At 74.3% G+C, this 17,037-nt stretch carries 15 protein-coding genes and 2 pseudogenes; 10 read left to right on the top strand and 7 right to left on the bottom strand.

Going from position 1 to position 17,037, the window contains the following annotated elements; translation table 11 throughout:
• Positions 1-25 precede the first annotated feature (25 nt).
• From ACIRQ9_RS38350 to mmuM, 5 genes and pseudogenes are all read left to right on the top strand, one after another.
• A complete protein-coding gene (locus tag ACIRQ9_RS38350; protein WP_404184790.1) occupies positions 26-634 on the top strand; it encodes a TetR/AcrR family transcriptional regulator in 609 nt (202 codons plus the stop codon).
• Positions 635-1,030: 396 nt separating this feature from the next.
• Positions 1,031-2,296 (top strand): annotated as a pseudogene (locus ACIRQ9_RS38345) (PAS domain-containing protein); the annotation flags it as partial.
• 147 nt (positions 2,297-2,443) lie between these two features.
• Positions 2,444-3,052, top strand: a pseudogene (locus tag ACIRQ9_RS38340) (PP2C family protein-serine/threonine phosphatase); the annotation flags it as partial.
• Complete coding sequence (locus ACIRQ9_RS38335) at positions 3,047-3,580, top strand: ATP-binding protein (RefSeq protein ID WP_404184817.1); 534 nt, start codon at positions 3,047-3,049, stop codon at positions 3,578-3,580. The pseudogene ACIRQ9_RS38340 and the gene ACIRQ9_RS38335, both read left to right, overlap by 6 nt.
• 54 nt (positions 3,581-3,634) lie before the next feature.
• On the top strand, positions 3,635-4,552 hold the full coding sequence (gene mmuM / locus ACIRQ9_RS38330; RefSeq protein ID WP_404184787.1) for a homocysteine S-methyltransferase: 918 nt from the start codon (positions 3,635-3,637) through the stop codon (positions 4,550-4,552).
• Between the two features lie 133 nt (positions 4,553-4,685).
• Here the strand turns inward: mmuM and ACIRQ9_RS38325 are convergent, their stop codons facing one another.
• The 5 genes from ACIRQ9_RS38325 to ACIRQ9_RS38305 form a co-directional block, all read right to left on the bottom strand.
• Positions 4,686-6,233: a carboxylesterase/lipase family protein gene (locus ACIRQ9_RS38325; RefSeq protein ID WP_404184784.1), complete on the bottom strand. Its 1,548-nt coding sequence runs from the start codon at positions 6,231-6,233 to the stop codon at positions 4,686-4,688.
• A 211-nt stretch (positions 6,234-6,444) separates the two neighbouring features.
• Positions 6,445-6,687 carry a hypothetical protein gene (locus ACIRQ9_RS38320; protein WP_351328626.1) on the bottom strand — a complete coding sequence of 81 codons (243 nt, stop codon included), beginning with the start codon at positions 6,685-6,687 and terminating at the stop codon, positions 6,445-6,447.
• On the bottom strand, positions 6,684-7,562 hold the full coding sequence (locus ACIRQ9_RS38315; protein ID WP_404184780.1) for an oxaloacetate decarboxylase: 879 nt from the start codon (positions 7,560-7,562) through the stop codon (positions 6,684-6,686). Before ACIRQ9_RS38315 ends, ACIRQ9_RS38320 begins: the two co-directional genes overlap by 4 nt.
• Before the next feature lie 159 nt (positions 7,563-7,721).
• Positions 7,722-8,372, bottom strand: a complete 651-nt coding sequence (locus ACIRQ9_RS38310) for a ThuA domain-containing protein (RefSeq protein ID WP_404184777.1) — start codon at positions 8,370-8,372, stop codon at positions 7,722-7,724.
• 31 nt (positions 8,373-8,403) lie between these two features.
• A complete protein-coding gene (locus ACIRQ9_RS38305; protein WP_404184774.1) occupies positions 8,404-8,946 on the bottom strand; it encodes a membrane lipoprotein in 543 nt (180 codons plus the stop codon).
• A gap of 95 nt (positions 8,947-9,041) precedes the next feature.
• On the opposite strand from ACIRQ9_RS38305, the gene ACIRQ9_RS38300 reads away from it, so the two are divergent.
• Together ACIRQ9_RS38300 and ACIRQ9_RS38295 are read left to right on the top strand one after the other, a co-directional pair.
• Positions 9,042-9,674, top strand: coding sequence for a VOC family protein (locus ACIRQ9_RS38300; RefSeq protein WP_404184771.1), 633 nt, complete (start codon positions 9,042-9,044; stop codon positions 9,672-9,674).
• A 51-nt stretch (positions 9,675-9,725) separates the two neighbouring features.
• On the top strand, positions 9,726-10,124 hold the full coding sequence (locus tag ACIRQ9_RS38295; protein ID WP_404184768.1) for a VOC family protein: 399 nt from the start codon (positions 9,726-9,728) through the stop codon (positions 10,122-10,124).
• On the opposite strand, the gene ACIRQ9_RS38290 is transcribed toward ACIRQ9_RS38295, so the two are convergent.
• Positions 10,110-10,784: a helix-turn-helix domain-containing protein gene (locus tag ACIRQ9_RS38290; RefSeq protein WP_404184765.1), complete on the bottom strand. Its 675-nt coding sequence runs from the start codon at positions 10,782-10,784 to the stop codon at positions 10,110-10,112. The two genes, ACIRQ9_RS38295 and ACIRQ9_RS38290, sit on opposite strands and share 15 nt — an antisense overlap.
• A gap of 59 nt (positions 10,785-10,843) precedes the next feature.
• A complete protein-coding gene (locus ACIRQ9_RS38285; protein ID WP_404184763.1) occupies positions 10,844-11,986 on the bottom strand; it encodes a YihY/virulence factor BrkB family protein in 1,143 nt (380 codons plus the stop codon).
• Positions 11,987-12,156: 170 nt separating this feature from the next.
• Here ACIRQ9_RS38285 and ACIRQ9_RS38280 point away from each other — a divergent pair, with 170 nt between their 5' ends.
• From ACIRQ9_RS38280 to ACIRQ9_RS38270, 3 genes are all read left to right on the top strand, one after another.
• Positions 12,157-13,800, top strand: a complete 1,644-nt coding sequence (locus ACIRQ9_RS38280) for an acyl-CoA dehydrogenase family protein (RefSeq protein ID WP_404184760.1) — start codon at positions 12,157-12,159, stop codon at positions 13,798-13,800.
• Positions 13,801-14,152: 352 nt separating this feature from the next.
• Positions 14,153-15,427 (top strand): GAF domain-containing protein, encoded by a 1,275-nt coding sequence (locus ACIRQ9_RS38275; RefSeq protein ID WP_404184757.1) that lies wholly within the window; start codon positions 14,153-14,155, stop codon positions 15,425-15,427.
• Positions 15,428-15,659: 232 nt separating this feature from the next.
• A complete protein-coding gene (locus ACIRQ9_RS38270; protein WP_404184754.1) occupies positions 15,660-16,991 on the top strand; it encodes a hypothetical protein in 1,332 nt (443 codons plus the stop codon).
• Positions 16,992-17,037 lie beyond the last annotated feature (46 nt).

The following is a 17,037-nucleotide window of genomic DNA, read 5'->3' as shown; positions in this document are numbered from 1 at the left end:
TCGTTTTTCTTTGGAGGATGCCCCCATGCCGAAGGTGTCCCAGGAGTACATGGACGCCCGCCGTGCCCAGATCCTGGACGCGGCCCGACGGTGCTTCCTGCGCGACGGATTCCACTCGACGTCGATGCAGGACCTGTTCGCGGAGTCCGGGCTCTCGGCGGGCGCCGTCTACCGGCACTTCGCGAGCAAGGACGACATGATCCTCGCCATCGCCGAGGAGAACATGCGCGACGTCCTGGCGCTGGTCCACACCGTCGCCACGACCAGGCCCGGCAGCTCCGTCGGGGCCGTCCTCGCCGAGGTCCTCGACCTCGTGACCGCCCGGCCGGCGGCGCAGGAGACCTCTCGGCTCGCCGTGCTGGCCTGGTCGGAGGCGCTGCGGAACCCCGCACTGGCCCAGCAGTTCAGCACCCTGCTGACCCAGATGCGCTCCGACCTCGCGGAGGTCGTGCGCGAGCACCAGGAGACCGGCGCGCTGCCCGGCGAGGTGACCGCCGACAAGATCGCCGGTGCGCTGGTCTGCCTGCTGCCCGGCTACCTCCTCCAGGTGGCCGTGCTCGACCCCGCCCTGGTGGCCGGGGTGAGCGAGGCGGTGCGGGCCCTGTGGCCGGACCCCGCCACTCCCCGACCCTGAAGATGAACATTCGTTTTTCTTGCTCGGGTCACCCCGTCCGGCCTTGTAAAAAATAACTGTTCGTTTTATTTTCGAGGGGCAGGCGTCAAGGGACGGCCGCCTGCGGCCCGCCCGGCGGAACGACGAGGGCGGGCGGCCCCGCCCTGCGAGCGGTCCTAGCGGACACCGCCGCAGGCGGGGCCCTTCCGCGTCGGCCCGCCCCCGCCATCCCCTCGCCGCCACGCATCTCCGCATACGACCTCACCGGACTTTCTGTCACATACGGGAGATCCGGTCTGTCTAGTCACCGAACACCGCAAACGGCACCAGAACGGCGTCCGCTTCTGCGTCCGATCCGGGGCCGGAGACCAGGCACGGAGTGCGTCTCCGCCCCCTTCACCTAGGGACTAGAGCTCGATGCGCAGCACTCACCACACCCACGAGACATCCGACTCGGCCATCGCGATGGTCGACGAGCAGGGCACGGTGCTCGGCTGGACGCAGGCCGCCGAGCGGCTCGTCGGCTACCCCGCCGGGGACGTGGTGGGCCGGTCCGCGGCACTGGTGGTGCCGTCCTTCGCGAAGGCGCCGACGATCTCCGCGTTCGTCGAGCGCTGCCGCGCCCGCAAGGGCTGGTCGGGCACCACGGCGGTACGCCACCGGGACGGCCGGCTGCTCACCGTCAGCCTGCGGATCTCGATGCTGTCGGGTCGCGACGAGACCGTCCGGTGGCTGGTGTCCGTGACCGACGTCCGCACCCTCTCCCGGGAGACGACGAACGGATCGGTGCGGGAGTCGCTCCTGACCCGCGCGCCGATCGGCATCGTCGTCCGCGACCCGCAGCTGCGCTGCACCTGGGTGAACGACACGATGGAGAGCCACGACGGCATCCCGCGTGACCAGCGGCTCGGCCGCCGGTCCGCCGAGTCGCTGCCCGCCACCAAGGCCGAGGCGTTCGAGGCGGCGCTGCGCCAGACCCTGCGCACCGGCACGCCCACCGTCCACGAGTTCCGCAGGCGGCTGCCGGCCGGTCCGCGCCGCGAACACATCCTCACGGCCTCCCTCTTCTGCCTCCAGGGTGCCGACGGCGAGGCGCTCGGGGTGTGCACCATCAGCGTCGACGTCACCGAGAGCCGCCGCGCCCAGGAGCGGCTCGCCATCCTCAGCGAGGCCGGAACGCGTCTGGGCGGCACCCTCGACGTGACGCGGACCGGCCAGGAACTGGCCGACCTCGCCGTGCCGCTGTTCGCCGACTACGCCGCCGTCGACCTGGAGCACTCGGTGACGACCGGGGAAGGCGCGGCGGTCCACATCGGCCCGACGGGCGAGCGGCTGCCCGTCTTCCGGCGGGCCGGGCTGGCCTCGATCAGGCGTGGAGCCCCGGAATCCCCGTGGCAGGTCGGTGAGCCGGTGCCGGTGCCGCCCGTCGCCCCCTTCATCGACGTCCTGCGCACCGGGAGGTCCCATCTGGAGCCGGTGCTGGACCTCACCGCGGACAGCTGGACCAACCGGGAACCGCTACGGACACGGAAGATCCGCGAGCACGGCATGCACTCGCTGATGGTCGTCCCCATCCGCGCGCGGGGCGTCCTGCTGGGCGTGGCGTTCTTCCTGCGCACCGAGGACCCGGCGCCCTTCCAGGAGGACGACCTGCTCCTCGCCGAGCAGCTCGTCAGCCGCGCCGCGCTCTCCCTGGACAACGCCCGCCTGTACGCCCGCGAACACGCCACAGCCCTCGCCCTCCAGTGCAACCTGCTCCCGCACCGCCTGCGGGGCGGCACGGCGGTCGACGCGGCCTCCCGCTATCTGCCCGCCGACCTGGACATCGGCGTGGGAGGCGACTGGTTCGACGTGATCCCGCTGTCCGGCGCCCGGGTGGCCCTCGTCGTCGGGGACGTCGTCGGGCACGGCATCAACGCCACCGCGGCCATGGGCCGGCTCCGCACCGCCGTGCACATGCTCGCCGAGATGGAGCTGCCGCCCGCCGAGCTGCTGGCCCGTCTCGACGCCACCCTGGAACGGCTGAGCGACGGGGTCGCCGACCGCCGGGACCAGCTGACCGCGGTGACCGGCGCGACCTGCCTGTACGCGGTCTACGACCCGGCCACCCGCAAGTGCACCATGGCCGGGGCCGGGCACCCGCCGCCCGCGATCGTGGACCCGCGGGGCCGGGTCACCTTCCCCGACCTGCCCACCGGGACCCCGCTCGGTGTCGGCCTGGGAACCCCCTTCGAGGCCGTGGAGCTGGAACTGCCCGAGGGAAGTCTGCTGGCCCTGTACACCGACGGCCTCGTCGAGACCCGCGACCACGACATCGAGGCGGGGATGGACCGCCTGGGCGCGGCCCTGACCGAGCCGGGGCGCTCGCTGGAGGACCTGTGCAGCCGCGTCATGGAGACCGTCCCGGGCCCGGCACCGTCCGACGACGTCACCCTGCTCCTGGTCCGCACCCGCTCGCTCGGTCCCGCCCAGGTCGCCTCCTGGACGCTGCCGGGCGACCGGAGCGCCGTCCGCAGCGCGCGCCGGCTGACCGCCGGCCGGCTGGCCGAGTGGGGTCTGGACGGTCTGGAGGACTCCACGGAACTGATCGTCAGCGAACTGGTCACCAACGCCGTCCGCCACAGCACCGGCCCGATCGGTCTGCGGCTGATCCGGCACCAGGTCCTGACCTGCGAGGTGTTCGACTCCAACGACTGCCTGCCGCGGGTGCACACCGCGCGCACCACCGACGAGAACGGCCGCGGCCTGTTCCTCGTCGAGCAGTTGTCGCGGCGCTGGGACGCCCGGCCGGAGGCCGGCGGCAAGGTCGTCTGGTCCGAACAGGACCTGGCGCCGTCCCCGGCCCGCGGTCCGGCGCCGGACCCTCCGCAGGCGCGCGGGGCCGCGGCGCGGGACACCGTGGGAGCCGCGCACCTGCCGGAGCGTCCGCCCGAACCGGCCGTCGCCTGTCCGTCCCTGCCGCGCTGACCAGGACCCGGACACGGCCCGTCGCGCGAAGCCGTTTCGACTAGCGTCGGGGACATGACCAGCGACAACTCCCCCGGCCTCGCCGGTGCCCTCGCCGCCGGGACGATCGTGCTCGACGGCGGCCTGTCCAACCAGCTGGCCGCCGCCGGACACGATCTGAGCGACGCGCTGTGGTCGGCCCGGCTGCTGGCCGACCGGCCCGACGCGATCGCCGACGCGCACTTCGCGTACTTCGAGGCGGGCGCGGACGTCGCGATCACCGCCAGCTACCAGGCCACGTTCGAGGGCTTCGCCGAGCGCGGGATCGACCGCGCGCGGGCCGCCCGGCTGCTGGCGCTCAGCGTGGAACTGGGCCGGGACGCGGTCCGGCGGGCGCGGGCGGCGGGCATCGGACGGCCGCTGTGGGTGGCCGCCTCGGCCGGGCCGTACGGGGCGATGCTCGCGGACGGCTCGGAGTACCGGGGACGGTACGGGCTGAGCGTCGCGGAGCTGGAACGGTTCCACCGGCCGCGCCTGGAGGTGCTGGCGGCGGCCGGTCCCGACGTGCTCGCGCTGGAGACGGTGCCGGACGCGGAGGAGGCGGCGGCGCTGCTGCGGGCCGTACGGGGCCTGGGCGTGCCGGCCTGGCTGTCGTACAGCGTGGCGGGCGGGCGGACGCGGGCCGGGCAGCCGCTGGCGGAGGCGTTCGCCCTGGCCGCCGACGTGGACGAGGTGATCGCGGTCGGCGTGAACTGCTGTGCCCCCGAGGACGCGGACTACGCGGTGGAGGTCGCGGCGCGGGTGACCGGGAAGCCGGTGGTCGTCTATCCCAACAGCGGGGAGGTGTGGGACGCGCGGGCGCGGACCTGGACGGGACGGCCGACGTTCACGCCGGAACAGGTGGCCCGCTGGCAGGCCGCCGGGGCCCGGCTGATCGGAGGCTGCTGCCGGGTCGGCCCGGAGGCCATCACCCGGATCGCCCGGACCGTCTGAAACCCGCCCGACCACGACGGACGACCACCCGAACGACAGGCGCTCCCCGCACGCTCATATCGCGCGGCCCACCACGGCCGGGCCTCCCGCCGGGCGGGGCCCGGGGCGATGGTGGGTGAGGAGCGGGTGGGGATCAGTGGCGGCGTACGGCGGCCACCGAGCGGCGTAGCCGGCGGACGGCCGTGGCCGGTTCGGCGGACGGCCCCGGCTGTGGCGCGGCCTGGTGTGTCCAGAGGGCGAACTCGCGGTCCCGGGGACCGGACACCGTGCGGGGTTCGCCGTCGCCGAGGACACGGACCGGGTGGGTGTCGTCCCAGGATCGCCAGCCGGGATCGCCGGTGGCGGCGAAGCGGACCCAGGCGCCGTGCATCTCGTCGGCCAGCGCCTGCGGGGCGCCCTCGCCGGCCAGCCGGGCCGCGTCGGGCCCGTCCCCGGTGTCGAAGACAAAGCCGAGTTCCAGGGCGTGGCAGGCGCCGAGCCGGGGCCGCCGGGAGGGCCAAGCGAACTCGTAGAGGTACGACGAACCCGGGCGGGACTCGGCCAGCCGCTGCAGCGGGCGGCGCAACAGGTGGTCGGTGACCATCTGGCCGACGATCTCGGCGGTACCGGCCTCGGGACGCAGGGCGCGGTAGCCGCGGGGCACCTCGTGACCGGCGTGGCAGCGGGCCCTGGCACCGGCGAGGGCGACCGGGCCGAGCCGGTCGACGTGGTCGAGCAGGCCGCCGGGGACGAGCCAGAGCCGGTACTCGTCCCGGGTCCAGCCCATGAGGAGGTCGACGCCGGTGGCCGCCTCGCCGTCGAGGAGAGCTTGCAGCGGGTCGCGCGGGACGAGGTCGCCGTCGACGACGATCCCGAAGGCGGGGCCGCCCAGGACCGGGCTGCTCAGCCGGCCGACCTCGGCCTGGGTGCGCAGCAGCAGCTCCCGGTCGACCTCGGCGAAGGCCTGGGCGGTGGCGGGGATCCGCAGCCGGTTGGCCATCCGGCGGACCATGCGCCGGACCTTGTCGCGGTCCGCGGCCTCCGGCGGGCCGCTCTGCAGCACGGCCCGGCGGACCAGCCCCTGGGCCTGGGGCGCGGCGAGCAGGGCACCGGCGCTGATGGCCCCGGCGGACTGGCCGCACAGGGTGATGCGGTCCGGGTCGCCGCCGAATCCGGCGACGGTCTCGTGCACCCAGCGCAGCGCGGCGAGCTGGTCGCGCAGGCCGGGGTTGTGCGGGGTGTCGGGGAACAGGCCGTACCCCTCCACGCCCAGGCGGTAGTTGACGGAGACGAAGACCACCCCGTCGCGGGCGAAGGCGTGTCCGTCGTACACCGGCACGGCGGACGATCCCCTGGTCAGGGCGCCGCCGTGCAGCCAGAGCAGGACCGGCAGCCGGGCGCCGGGGCCCGGTTCCGGGGTCCACACGTTGAGGTTGAGGCAGTCGTCGCCGGGGATCACCGGATCGGACAGGTACTCGGCGAAGGCCTCGCTGTAGGGCGGTTTGGGCGCGGTGGGCCCGAACGCGCCGGCGTCCCTGACGCCCTCCCAGGGTGCGGGCGGTACGGGCGGACGGAACCGGTGCGGTCCGAAGGGCGGTGCCGCGTAGGGGACGCCGCGAAACACCGCGACCCCGTGTTCCCACCTGCCGCGGACCGCCCCGTACGGGGTGTCGGCCACAGGGTCCGTCCGGTCCGCCGTCATCCGCCCACCAGCTCCTCCCGCCGCGCGCCGGTCCGCCGGTAGCAAAAGAGCACCGCATCCCACTCCCAGTATTCCGCCGCGTGCGGCGGCGGGCCGGTCACGCTCGCCTGCTCGGCGTACCCCCAGGCTGCCCGCCCCCTGCCGGCTTCACCCACGCGCACGGCGGCGGGCGGCCGGACGGGTGTCCGGCCGCCCGCTCGCACACGGAGGCTCAGTCGTCGGCCCGGACCGGCTCCCCGCGCATCGCCTGGATCGCGTCCACGGCGCTTCCGTCGTGGTCGCTGCCCGCCGTGCCCTTCCCGGCCTGGAGGTTCGCCGTGCGGTCCACCTCGAGGATGGAGTCGGCGTGCGAGTTGTCGATCACCGTGATCAGGCTGTCGGACGCGTACGCGGGGGCCACGGCCGCGCCGAGCAGCGCCGCCGCGACCGCCATCGCCTTCGGCAACCGCGTCACACGCCCACGCCTTCGGGCACGGACACGGGCGCGTCGAGCCGTTCCCGCGCGAGGTTGCGTTCCAGCAGGGAGGTGGAGGCCCGGACCCCGACGCCGCCGGCCGCGTCCACCTCGGGCAGCCGGCCGTCCGCGGCCCTGAGTTCGCCGAGCGCGTTCTCCATGGCCTCGTGCGCGGCGAACAGGCAGGGGGTGGAGTAGATGGCGACGTCGACCCCGAGCTCGGCCAGTTCGGTGAGCGAGAGCCGGGGCGACTTGCCGCCGCCGATCTGGTTGAAGAGCAGCGGCTTGTCGCCGACCACCGTGCGGATCCGGCGGATCCACTCCTCGCTGCGGACCCCGTCGACGAGGATCACGTCGGCGGCGGTGGCGGCCAGCCGCTCCGCGCGGTGCAGGATGTCGTTCTCGTCGGTGGCGTCCGTACGGGCCACGACGAGCAGGTCCTTGCGGGTCTCCAGGACCTTCTCCAGCTTGTCCAGGTACTCCTCCAGGGGAAGGACCTGCTTGCCGTCGGCGTGACCGCAGCGGCGCGGCCGCTTCTGGTCCTCCAGGATCACTCCGGAGGCACCGATCCGCTCCAGCCCCTCCACCACGTGGCAGGCGACCTCGGGGTCGACGTACCCGTCGTCGATGTCGACGAGGAGGTGGTGGTGCGGGAACGCGCCCCGCAGCCGCTGGACGAAGGCCACCATGTCGGGCCAGGCGATGAATCCGATGTCCGGCAGCCCGTAGTACGACGCGGCGAAGCCGAAGCCGGAGACGAACATCCCGTCGTAGTGCTTGGCCGCGATCGACGCCGAGTACATGTCGTACACGCCGATCAGCGGGGTCGTTCCCGGCCCGGCGATCTGCTCGCGCAGCTTCTTCCCGTAAGTCAAGGTCCGGCTCCTCCTGTGGGTGGGTGGCGCGGTGGTTCGGTGACCTCCGCGTCTCGACAGCCCTTTGCCAAGACAAAAGCATCTCTAGATACGCATGTGACCAACTACATGCGCGAGCTTTACTCACCCCAACGGCGGATCGGGTTCACCGGAGAAACGTCACTTGGCGAGCCGGGCGGCCCAGGCCAGACCCCCGTGCAGATGGGCCAGGAAGTCGGGATCACGGTAGGCCTCGGGGGCGTGGCCGAGTGCCGTGAAGAACACCCGTCCGGCCCCCTGCTCGCGGCACCAGGCCAGCGGATGGTCCTCCCCCATGGCCCCGCCCTCGTACGACGCCTCGTCGGCGCGCAGCAGCACCCGCACCCGGCCGCGCGGACCGTCCCGGAAGTCGTACCACTCGTCGGTGAAGTCCCACACGGACGGCAGCCGCCGGGTCGCCGGGTGGTCGTGGTCCTCGACGAGCACCCGGCCCGGCTGGTATTCGGGGTGGCGGTCGAAGCGGGCGCCGAGGAGTTCGCCGTAGTACGGCCAGTCGTCCTCGGTGCAGGCCGCCGCGTGCACGCCCGCGAAGCCGCCGCCGGCCTCGACGTGGGCGGCCAGCTGGGCGCGGCCCCGCGGGGTCAGGATCTCGCCGCTGGTGGAGAGGAAGACGACGGCCGCGTACCGGTCCAGCGGCTGTTCCAGCGCGGCCGGGTCCTCGGTGGCGTCGACGTCGAAATCGGTGAACTCCCGTACGGCGGCGACGGCGTCGGGGATCGAGTCGTGGCGGTAGCCGGTGGTCCGGGTGTGCAGGAGCAGTCGAGGGGCCATGGCCGCATGGTCGCCGATGGCCGTCGGCGGTTCAAAGGCCGGGCGTCGGCACGCTGTTGTCGGGGACGCCGTCGCCGGCGGGCGACAGGTCGCCGCGCTGCAGCGGCTTGCCGTCGGTGAAGGCCGGGTCGGGCGTGGGCAGCAGGGCGTCCAGTTCACCGGCGGTGGGGCGGTGGATCGCGCGGACCGCCTTGGCCAGCACGGCGCCGGAGACCCCGCCCTCGCCTTCGAGCCACACCACGCAGTCCTTCTCCTTCGCCTCGTAGGGGTGCTGCCCGGCGTAGCGCAGGTGGTCGGTGTAGAGGTGGATGACCGCGCCGGTCTCGTCCGCGTACGAGGCGGAGAAGCCGTCGTCGCCCTGCAGGCCCACGGACTGCTGGGCGAGCGTGAAGCCGGGCGCCTCGGTGACGTAGACCAGGTCCGGGTTCATGCCCAACGCCTTGGCCTTCGTGGCGAGTTCGGCCGGGTCCGCGGGCGAGGCGGCGGCTCCGGGAGCCGCCTTCTCGGTGCCGCAGCCGGTGAGCAGGGCGGCGGCGAGGAGCAGGGGCGGCAGGACGCGCGCGGCACGGATCATGCGCCCATCGTGCCGCACGGGTGTTCCACGGACATGGGGTTTTCCGGTCACCCGCGGCTTGCCCGCCCTCCGCCGCCCCGCCTAGCCTCATCAGGGTGAGCGCCGTCCCGCCCCTCCTCGACCATCTGGTGCTGGCGACCCCCGATCTCGCCGCGACCGTCGCCGACTTCGCCCGGCGGACCGGGGTGACGCCGGCGCCCGGCGGCGCCCACCCGGACCTCGGCACCCGCAACCACCTGGTGTCCCTGGGCGGTTCCGGCTACCTGGAGATCATCGGGCCGGACCCGGAGCAGTCCGTACCGCCCGGCGCCCGCCCGTTCGGCGTCGACGATCTCGCCGCCGCCCGCACGGTGACCTGGGCGATCAGCCCGCCGGACCTGGACGCGGCGGTCGCCGACGCGCGGTCCCTGGGCTACGACCCCGGCGCCCCGCACCCGATGAGCCGCAGGCGCCCCGACGGCACGCTCCTGTCGTGGCGGCTGACCGACAGCGCCGGCGCGCATCCCTCGGGCCTGGTGCCGTTCCTGATCGACTGGGGTTCCTCGCTCCACCCGACGGCCTCCGGACTGCCGGTCACCCCGCTGCTCGCGGTGTCCGCGACCGTCCCCGACCCGGCGGCGGTCCGCCCGCTGCTGAGGGCCCTAGGCACCGACCTTGACCTGGCCGAGGGGCCGGTGGGCCTCTCCTTCACCGTCGACACCCCGCGGGGTGCGGTCACCTTCCGCTGAGTGTCCGATTCCTTCAAGACCGGCACCCGGCCCGCTGCCTACGGTGCCGTCATGACCCCACGATTCGCCGTGATCGGCCTGGTCGTCTCCGACCTGACCGCGTCCCTCGCCTTCTACCGCCGCCTGGGCCTGGACTTCCCGTCCGGCGCCGAGGAACTGCCGCACGTCGAGGCCGAACTGCCCGGCGGGCTGGTCCTCGCCCTGGACACCGAGGCGACGGTCCGCTCCTTCCACCCGGCCTGGCGCGCGCCGGCAGGCGGCGGCCGGGTGGGGCTCGCCTTCCGCTGCGGCTCGCCCGCCGAGGTCGACGCCGTCCACGCGGACCTGACGGACGCCGGGTACCACGGCGAACTGAAACCGTGGGACGCCTTCTGGGGCCAGCGGTACGCCACCGTGCACGACCCCGACGGCAACGGCGTCGACCTGTTCGCGCCGCTACCCGCCGAGTAGTCCGGTCAGCGGCAGCCCGGCCAGCTCCCGCACCTCGCGGGAGAGGTGCGGCTGGTCCGCGTAGCCGGCCCGGACGGCCGTCTCGGCGAGCGGCACCCCGTTCCGGGCGAGCGCGAGGGCGCGCTGCATCCGGAGCACCCGGGCCAGCGTCTTGGGCCCGTAGCCGAACGCCGCACGGCTGCGCCGCAGCAACTGACGTGCCCCGAGTCCGAGTTCGTCGGCCACTCCGGCCACGGGCCGGCCGGCGTCGAGGGCTTCGACGAGCCGCCTGAGGGACGGGTCGGCCGGCGCCTCCCGTTCCAGGGCGATCCGCTCCAGCGCGGCGGCGGGATCGGCGGCGGCTCCGGTCCGGCCGCGCAGCCGTCGTACCACCGCGGGCGGCCAGAGGTCGGCCAGGTCCACGCGCCGGTCGAGCAGTTCGTGCGCCGGGACACCGAGGACGGCGGGCGCGGTACCCGGGTGGAAGCGAAGGCCCACCCACGTCCCTGGGTCGCCCGCGGTGACGTACGCGCGGGTGTCGGGCCCGGCGACCAGCAGCCGCCCCTCGTGCCACAGCAGGTCCATGCACCCGTCGGGCAGCACCCGCCCGGCTCCGTCCGCGCCGGTGGTCTTCACCCAGACGACGGCGCCAGGGACCCGGGACGCGCGTTCCTCGTACACGTGGGCCAGCCTAGACGGGGCCGCTCACGGGCCGTGCGGAAGCGGTTCGGGCCGGGCGCTCACGCCTCCGGCTTGCGCGGCGGATGGCTGCTCTTCACGTGCGTGCGCAGCCGTGCCGTGACGTCCTCCGGCGGCAGGAACCGGGACCAGCGCTCGGGGAACTCCGACGGCATGTCGGGATCGTCCGGGTCTGCCGGGTCCGCCTCGCGGGCCGCGGCGGCGCGGGCCACGTACTCGGCGACCTGCACCTCGCGCAGCCGCTCGTTGGCGGCGCGCGCCGCGGCCGTGGCGGCGGCCGGCCAGACGCGGTCGATGGCGGCGTTCACCGCCGCGCCGACCAGTACGGCGAACGCGGACACACCGATCCACAGGAGCACGGCGACGGACGCGGCGAGCGAGCCGTAGATCGTCGCGCCCTCGATGGTGCTGGTCAGGTAGATGCGCAGCAGGAAGCTGCCGAGGACCCACATGGCGAGGGCCACCAGGGCGCCCGGCACGTCCTCGATCCACGGCGAGCGGACCGGCACGGAGACGTGGTAGAGCGTGGTCAGGAAGACGATGGACAGGACGATCACGACCGGCCAGTACAGGACCTGGACGACCGTCTCCGACCACGGCACGATCCGGACCACCGCGTCGGGTCCCGCCACCATCAGCGGCAGCGCCACCGAGCCGATCAGCAGGCCCGCGATGAAGAGCAGGAAGGACACCACCCGCGTCTTCACGATGCCCCGGACGCCGTCGAGGCCGTACATCACGGTGATCGTGTCGATGAAGACGTTGACCGCGCGGGAGCCCGACCACAGGGCGAACAGGAAGCCGATGGAGATCACGTCGGGGCGTCCGCCGCGCATCACGTCGTGCAGGATCGGCTCGGCGATCTCCCTGACGCCCTTGTCGGACAGGACGGTCCGGGAGGCGTCCAGGAGATTGGCCTCCAGGCTCGCGATGGTGTCGGCGCCGGTCCAGTCGTCGACGTAGCCGAGCAGGCCGATGAGGCTGAGCAGCAGCGGCGGCACGGAGAGCAGGGTGAAGAAGGCGGCCTCGGCGGCGAGGCCGAGGATGCGGTACTCCATGCAGGAATTGACGGTGTCCTTGAGCAGCAGCCAAGCCGTCCGGCGCTTGGAGACGTTCCGGTACAGGGCCCTGGCCCGGTGGAGCCGGCCTGAGGGCCGCTCGGGGGTATCGCTTGCTGGCTGCACGCCCTAAAGGTATCCGCCGCCCGGGGCAGTACTCATCTTCCGGGGTCCCGAAGCGATCTTCCGGGTCCCGAAGCGATCTTCCGGGGTCCGGTGGGATCTTGCCCGGCGACCGGGGGTACCCCTGTGTCACGCTGGAGACCACCGACTCCGTCCCGGGCAGGTTCGCAGACATGGCAGGCACGACCACGCACACCGTGACCCATCAGCCGCCGCCGCTGGTCGGCCACGACCTCTTCGCCGCCGACCGGGCCCTCGTCGAGGCCGTCGAACGGCACACCGCCCCGGAGCTGCTGGAGGAGGTGCGGGCGGAGCTGTCGTCGATCGGCGTCTCGGCCGGTTCGGCGCAGGTGCAGGAGTGGGCGGCGCAGGCCGACGAGAACCCGCCGCGGCTGCGCACCCACGACCGCTACGGGCACCGGATCGACGAGGTGGAGTTCCACCCCGCCTGGCACCGGCTGCTCGGCAAGGGCGTCGGCGCGGGTCTGACCACCGGCTGGGTACGGCCCGGCGGGCACGTCCGGCGCGCGGCCGCCTTCCTGGTCTGGACCCAGGCCGAGGCCGGGACCTGCTGCCCGCTGTCGATGACGAACGCGGCGGTGCCCGCCCTGCGCACCGAGCCGGAGCTGGCCGCCGCGTGGGAGCCGCTGCTGACCTCCATGATCTACGACCGCGGGCTGCGGCCCGCCGCCGGGAAGGCCGGCGCCCTGTTCGGCGCGGCCATGACGGAGAAGCAGGGCGGCAGCGACGTCCGCGCCCACACGACCGCCGCCGTCCCGCTCGCCGAGTCCGGGACCTACACCCTCACCGGGCACAAGTGGTTCTGCTCGGCGCCCATGTCGGACGGCTTCCTGGTGCTGGCGCGGGCGCCGGGCGGGCCGACCTGCTTTCTGGTGCCGCGCGTCCTGCCGGACGGCACCCGCAACGTCTTCCTCCTCCAGCGCCTGAAGGACAAGCTCGGCAACCGCTCCAACGCGTCCGGCGAGGTGGAGTTCGACGGCACCTGGGCTCGGCGGGTGGGCGAGGAGGGCCGCGGGGTGCGGACCATCATCGCGATGGTCGCCTCGACCCGGCTCGACTGCGTGCTGGGCTCGGCGGGGCTGATGCGCCAGGCGGTCACGCAGGCGGTGCACCACTGCTCCCACCGCGAGGCGTTCGGCGGGAAGCTCGCCGACAAGCCGCTGATGCGCAACGTGCTGGCCGACCTGGCGATCGAGTCGGAGGCCGCGACGGCGCTCGCGCTCCGGCTGGCCGCCGCCCACGACGACGGCGGTGAGGCCGAACGGGCCCTGCTGCGGCTGGCGTTGCCCGCCGCCAAGTACTGGGTGACCAAGCGCTGCGCGCCGGTCGCCGTGGAGGCCGCCGAGTGCCTGGGCGGCAACGGCTACGTGACCGAGTCGGGGCTGCCCCGCCTGGTGCGCGAGTCGCCGCTGAACTCGCTCTGGGAGGGCGCGGGGAACATCCAGGCGCTGGACGCGCTGCGGGCGTTGCAGCGCGAGCCGGGAGCGCTGGACGCCTACCTCCAGGAGATCGGCCGCGCGCACGGCGCCGACCACCGCCTGGACCGCGCGGTCAAGGACCTCTTCTCCGAACTGGCCGACCTGGAGGGCATGGAGGCCCGGGCCAGACGCCTCGTGGAACGCCTGGCGACGGTCCTCCAGGGCTCCCTGCTGGTCCGCTTCGCGCCCGCGGAGGTGGCGGACGCCTTCTGCGCGTCCCGGCTCACCGACGACCGGGGCGCGTCCTTCGGCACCCTGCCGCGCGGCCTGGACCTCACGGCGGTGGTGGACCGGGCCCGGGTGCACCTCCCGGCCTGAGGTGCGCGAGGGCGCCGGGAACGTGCGGCTGGTGCCCGGGCGCGCGCCACGGCGGCGGCCGACGCGGGGGTGGTGCTGCGCCGACACGGCACCACCCCCGCTTCTTCGGCCCATGTCAGGCCTGCGACGCCGAGGCGCCGGCTCAATTTTCGGCCACTGCCGGTCCGTCCACCAGGGTTGCAAGGGGTTGCAACATCTCGGTGACTGTGTGCGGACTGTGGGCCTCCGACCCCGGAGAACGGCAGTATGAGACGCGCAGTCGGACCGGAAACCGCCGCCCGGACGGCTTGACAACGCACTTCCATGCCTTTTCCGAGGACTGCCCGGGAGGACGTCAGTGGGGAACCCGCCGATGGACGTGGCGCGACTGGCCGCGGTGGACGCGGCACAGGGGGCGCGGTTGCTGAGCGAACTGCGCGAGGCGCGACTGGCCGGCCGGCGTGGGCGGATCGCGCCGCGGCCGGTGATCGAGCAGTCCTGGGGACGCACGCTGCGCAGCGGCGTCGACCCCGACCACGACTTCGGTGCGGGGCTGCTGTCCCGCGACGAGGTGCGGCGCAGGCGCGAGCGGTCACCGCTGCGGGACGTACTGCCGGTGCTGCGCGAGGGGTTGCTTTCGGTCGCGGACGCGGCCCAGCACATCATGGTGGTGGCCGACGCCGACGGCCGGGTGCTGTGGCGCGAGGGTTCCCCACCGGTGCTGCGCAAGGCCGACGGCCTCGGCTTCGCACCCGGCGCCGACTGGCGCGAAGACGTCGTCGGCACCAACGGCGTCGGCACCCCCGCGGTGGTGCGCCACCCCGTGCAGGTCTTCGCCGCCGAGCACTTCGCCCGCTCGCTCACCTCCTGGACGTGTTCCGGCGCCCCCATCACCGACCCGCGGGACGGCACGCTGCTCGGCGTGGTCGACGTCAGCGGCCCGCTGGAGACCATGCATCCGGCGACCCTGGCCCTGGTCGACTCGGTGGCGAAGCTGGCCGAGGCCCGGCTGCGGGAACTGCACCTGGACGCGCTGGAGCGGCTGCGCGCGGTCGCGGCGCCGATGCTGGCCCGGCTGGGCGGCCGGGCGCTGGTGGTGGACGCCGACGGCTGGACGGCGGCGGTCGTCGGCATGCCGTACCCGCGGCGGCTCGCGCTGCCGGGGTCCCTGTCGCCGGGCCGCCACCGGCTGCCGGCGCTCGGGCTGTGCTCGGTGGAGCCGCTGACCGGCGGCTGGCTGCTGCGCGCGGTGGACGAGCCGACGCCGGCGGAGGGCGGACGGCTGGTGCTCGACCTGGCCCGGCCGCGCCGGCCCTCGGTGACGGTGGGCGGCGACTCCTGCTCCTGGTCCAGGGAACTGAGCCCGCGACACGCCGAGTTGCTGTACCTGCTGGCGGTCCGGCGCACCGGGCGCAGCGCGGCCGGCCTCGCCGAGGACGTGTTCGGGGACGCCTCGCGGACGGTCACCGTGCGCGCCGAGATGTCCCGGATCCGGCGCTATCTGGGGTCGCTGCTCGAACACCGGCCCTACCGGTTCCGGGAGGACGCGGAGATCGAGGTGCTGCTCCCGGCCGACCCGCTCGACCTGCTGCCGTGCTCGAACGCCCCGGCGGTGGCCGCGGACAGAGGTCCGGGCCCACGGTCCTGACGCCGGGCGCGCCAAGGCCGGCGGGGCCGGCGTCAGGACTGGCACACGGGCCCCGCAACCCGGCCCCCGTTACGCGCATCAGGGACATCGAGGGACGTATCTTCCGCATATTTGCTGCGTCTTCGCGGTACGGCGGCCCCGACTGCCGTAGCATCCCGGTGCGGGCACCCTCAACTGCTCCTCGGTCAACGTAACGACCATGGGGCGCAGTTGGTCCGCCTCGGGAGGAGACATGAAGCATCGCGGCAGACACCGGCGGCGCAGGCGGGGCGCGGCACTGCGCGCCGCCCTGGCCGGGGCCGCGCTGGCCCTCACCGCGACCGCCACGATCGTCAGCGCCTCGCAGGCCACGGTCGCCGAGGACCCGGGCGCGCTGAAGCCGCTGACCTCCGCCGCCGACACCGCGCGGCTCCAGCTCCAGGAGAACCTGGTGCCGCGCCGCTCGCTGGACCGGCTCGCCGAGGCGATGGGCGGCACGGTCGGCGTCGCCGACGTCCTGGCGGACACCGACCACGTCCTGCGTCCGGCGGCCGCCTGCGGCTCCGGGGACCGGGACTCGCTGCCGGTCGTCCCGGCGACCACCGAGGCCTACTGCTGGGACCCCACCGACACCCTCACCGACGACTGGCGGCCGGCCTCGGTGACGACCTCCTCCGACGCGGACGACGACGGCCTGTGGGGCGCCAACCGGGTCGTGCTGGCCGGCTGGACGCACAGCGCCGGCGGCCCGGCCGCCTCCCGGGGCCTGGCCAGGGTCGCCGTCGTGGACGACAACGACCCCGCGCACCCCTCGTACTCCTGGGTCCTGCTGACCGTGCCGAGCGTGGACGGCCGCACCTACCGGGGCCTGACCTCGCAGATCGCCGGCATGGCCTGGTACGAGAACAAGCTGCTGGTGACCACCGCGCCGGGCAGCGCCGAAGCGCTCTACGTGTACGACCTCAACCGCATCCAGCGCACGTCCGTGCTGTCCGCCCGGATCGGCCGGGTGCCCGGCGGCTGGTCCGCCGACGGCTTCCGCTACGTGATGCCCGCCGTGGGCTCCTACCGGTTCACGTCGGGGGCCTGCTCCGAGAGCGGCGCGCCCTGTCCGAGCGCGCTCGCCGTGGACCGCGGGACGGCCCCGGACAGCCTGGTCCTCGGCGAGTGGACACCCGCGGGCGGCGACCGGCGGGCCCGCCTGTGGCGGTACGCGTTCGACGAGGACCCGCGGCACGCCGGGGCGCTCGCCACCGACGCCGCCGGCCGGGCGGACGCGGTCGAGGCCTACCGGACGGAGGCCTCGGAGATCCGGGGCGTCCTGTCGTACCGCCCGCCGGGCGCGACCGCCTCCCAGTGGTACGTCGGACACCTGCCCGGCGCCATGGACGGGCACGGCAGCCTGTGGCGGCAGGACCGCAGGGGCGCGCGGGCGGCCCGCTGCGGCTCGGACGCCTCGCACCGCTGCTGGGCCGAGAACACCGGCTCGCTGTCCTACGCCCCCGACACCGGAGAGGTCTGGTCGGTCTCCGGCCGCATGCTGTTCTCGGTGCCGCTGCGCTCGATAGACGCCTCGCTCGGCTGACGGGCACCGGCGGACGGCCGTCGACACGGCCGGGGCCCGGATGATT

This window comes from Streptomyces sp. NPDC101237, assembly GCF_044767465.1.
In the GTDB taxonomy this organism is placed as follows: Bacteria; Actinomycetota; Actinomycetes; order Streptomycetales; family Streptomycetaceae; genus Streptomyces; species Streptomyces gramineus.
Note: the sequence above shows the minus strand (reverse complement) of the source record. Positions and strands in the feature narration are given on the sequence as shown.

Excerpts from the sequence above, each read along its gene's own strand:
- ACIRQ9_RS38350 (WP_404184790.1), top strand. The coding sequence starts at position 26 with ATGCCGAAGGTGTCCCAGGAGTACATGGACGCCCGCCGTGCCCAGATC.
- mmuM (WP_404184787.1), top strand. The coding sequence starts at position 3,635 with ATGACCAGCGACAACTCCCCCGGCCTCGCCGGTGCCCTCGCCGCCGGG.
- ACIRQ9_RS38325 (WP_404184784.1), bottom strand. The coding sequence starts at position 6,233 with ATGACGGCGGACCGGACGGACCCTGTGGCCGACACCCCGTACGGGGCG.
- ACIRQ9_RS38310 (WP_404184777.1), bottom strand. The coding sequence starts at position 8,372 with ATGGCCCCTCGACTGCTCCTGCACACCCGGACCACCGGCTACCGCCAC.
- ACIRQ9_RS38305 (WP_404184774.1), bottom strand. The coding sequence starts at position 8,946 with ATGATCCGTGCCGCGCGCGTCCTGCCGCCCCTGCTCCTCGCCGCCGCC.
- ACIRQ9_RS38295 (WP_404184768.1), top strand. The coding sequence starts at position 9,726 with ATGACCCCACGATTCGCCGTGATCGGCCTGGTCGTCTCCGACCTGACC.
- ACIRQ9_RS38280 (WP_404184760.1), top strand. The coding sequence starts at position 12,157 with ATGGCAGGCACGACCACGCACACCGTGACCCATCAGCCGCCGCCGCTG.
- ACIRQ9_RS38275 (WP_404184757.1), top strand. The coding sequence starts at position 14,153 with ATGGACGTGGCGCGACTGGCCGCGGTGGACGCGGCACAGGGGGCGCGG.
- ACIRQ9_RS38270 (WP_404184754.1), top strand. The coding sequence starts at position 15,660 with ATGAAGCATCGCGGCAGACACCGGCGGCGCAGGCGGGGCGCGGCACTG.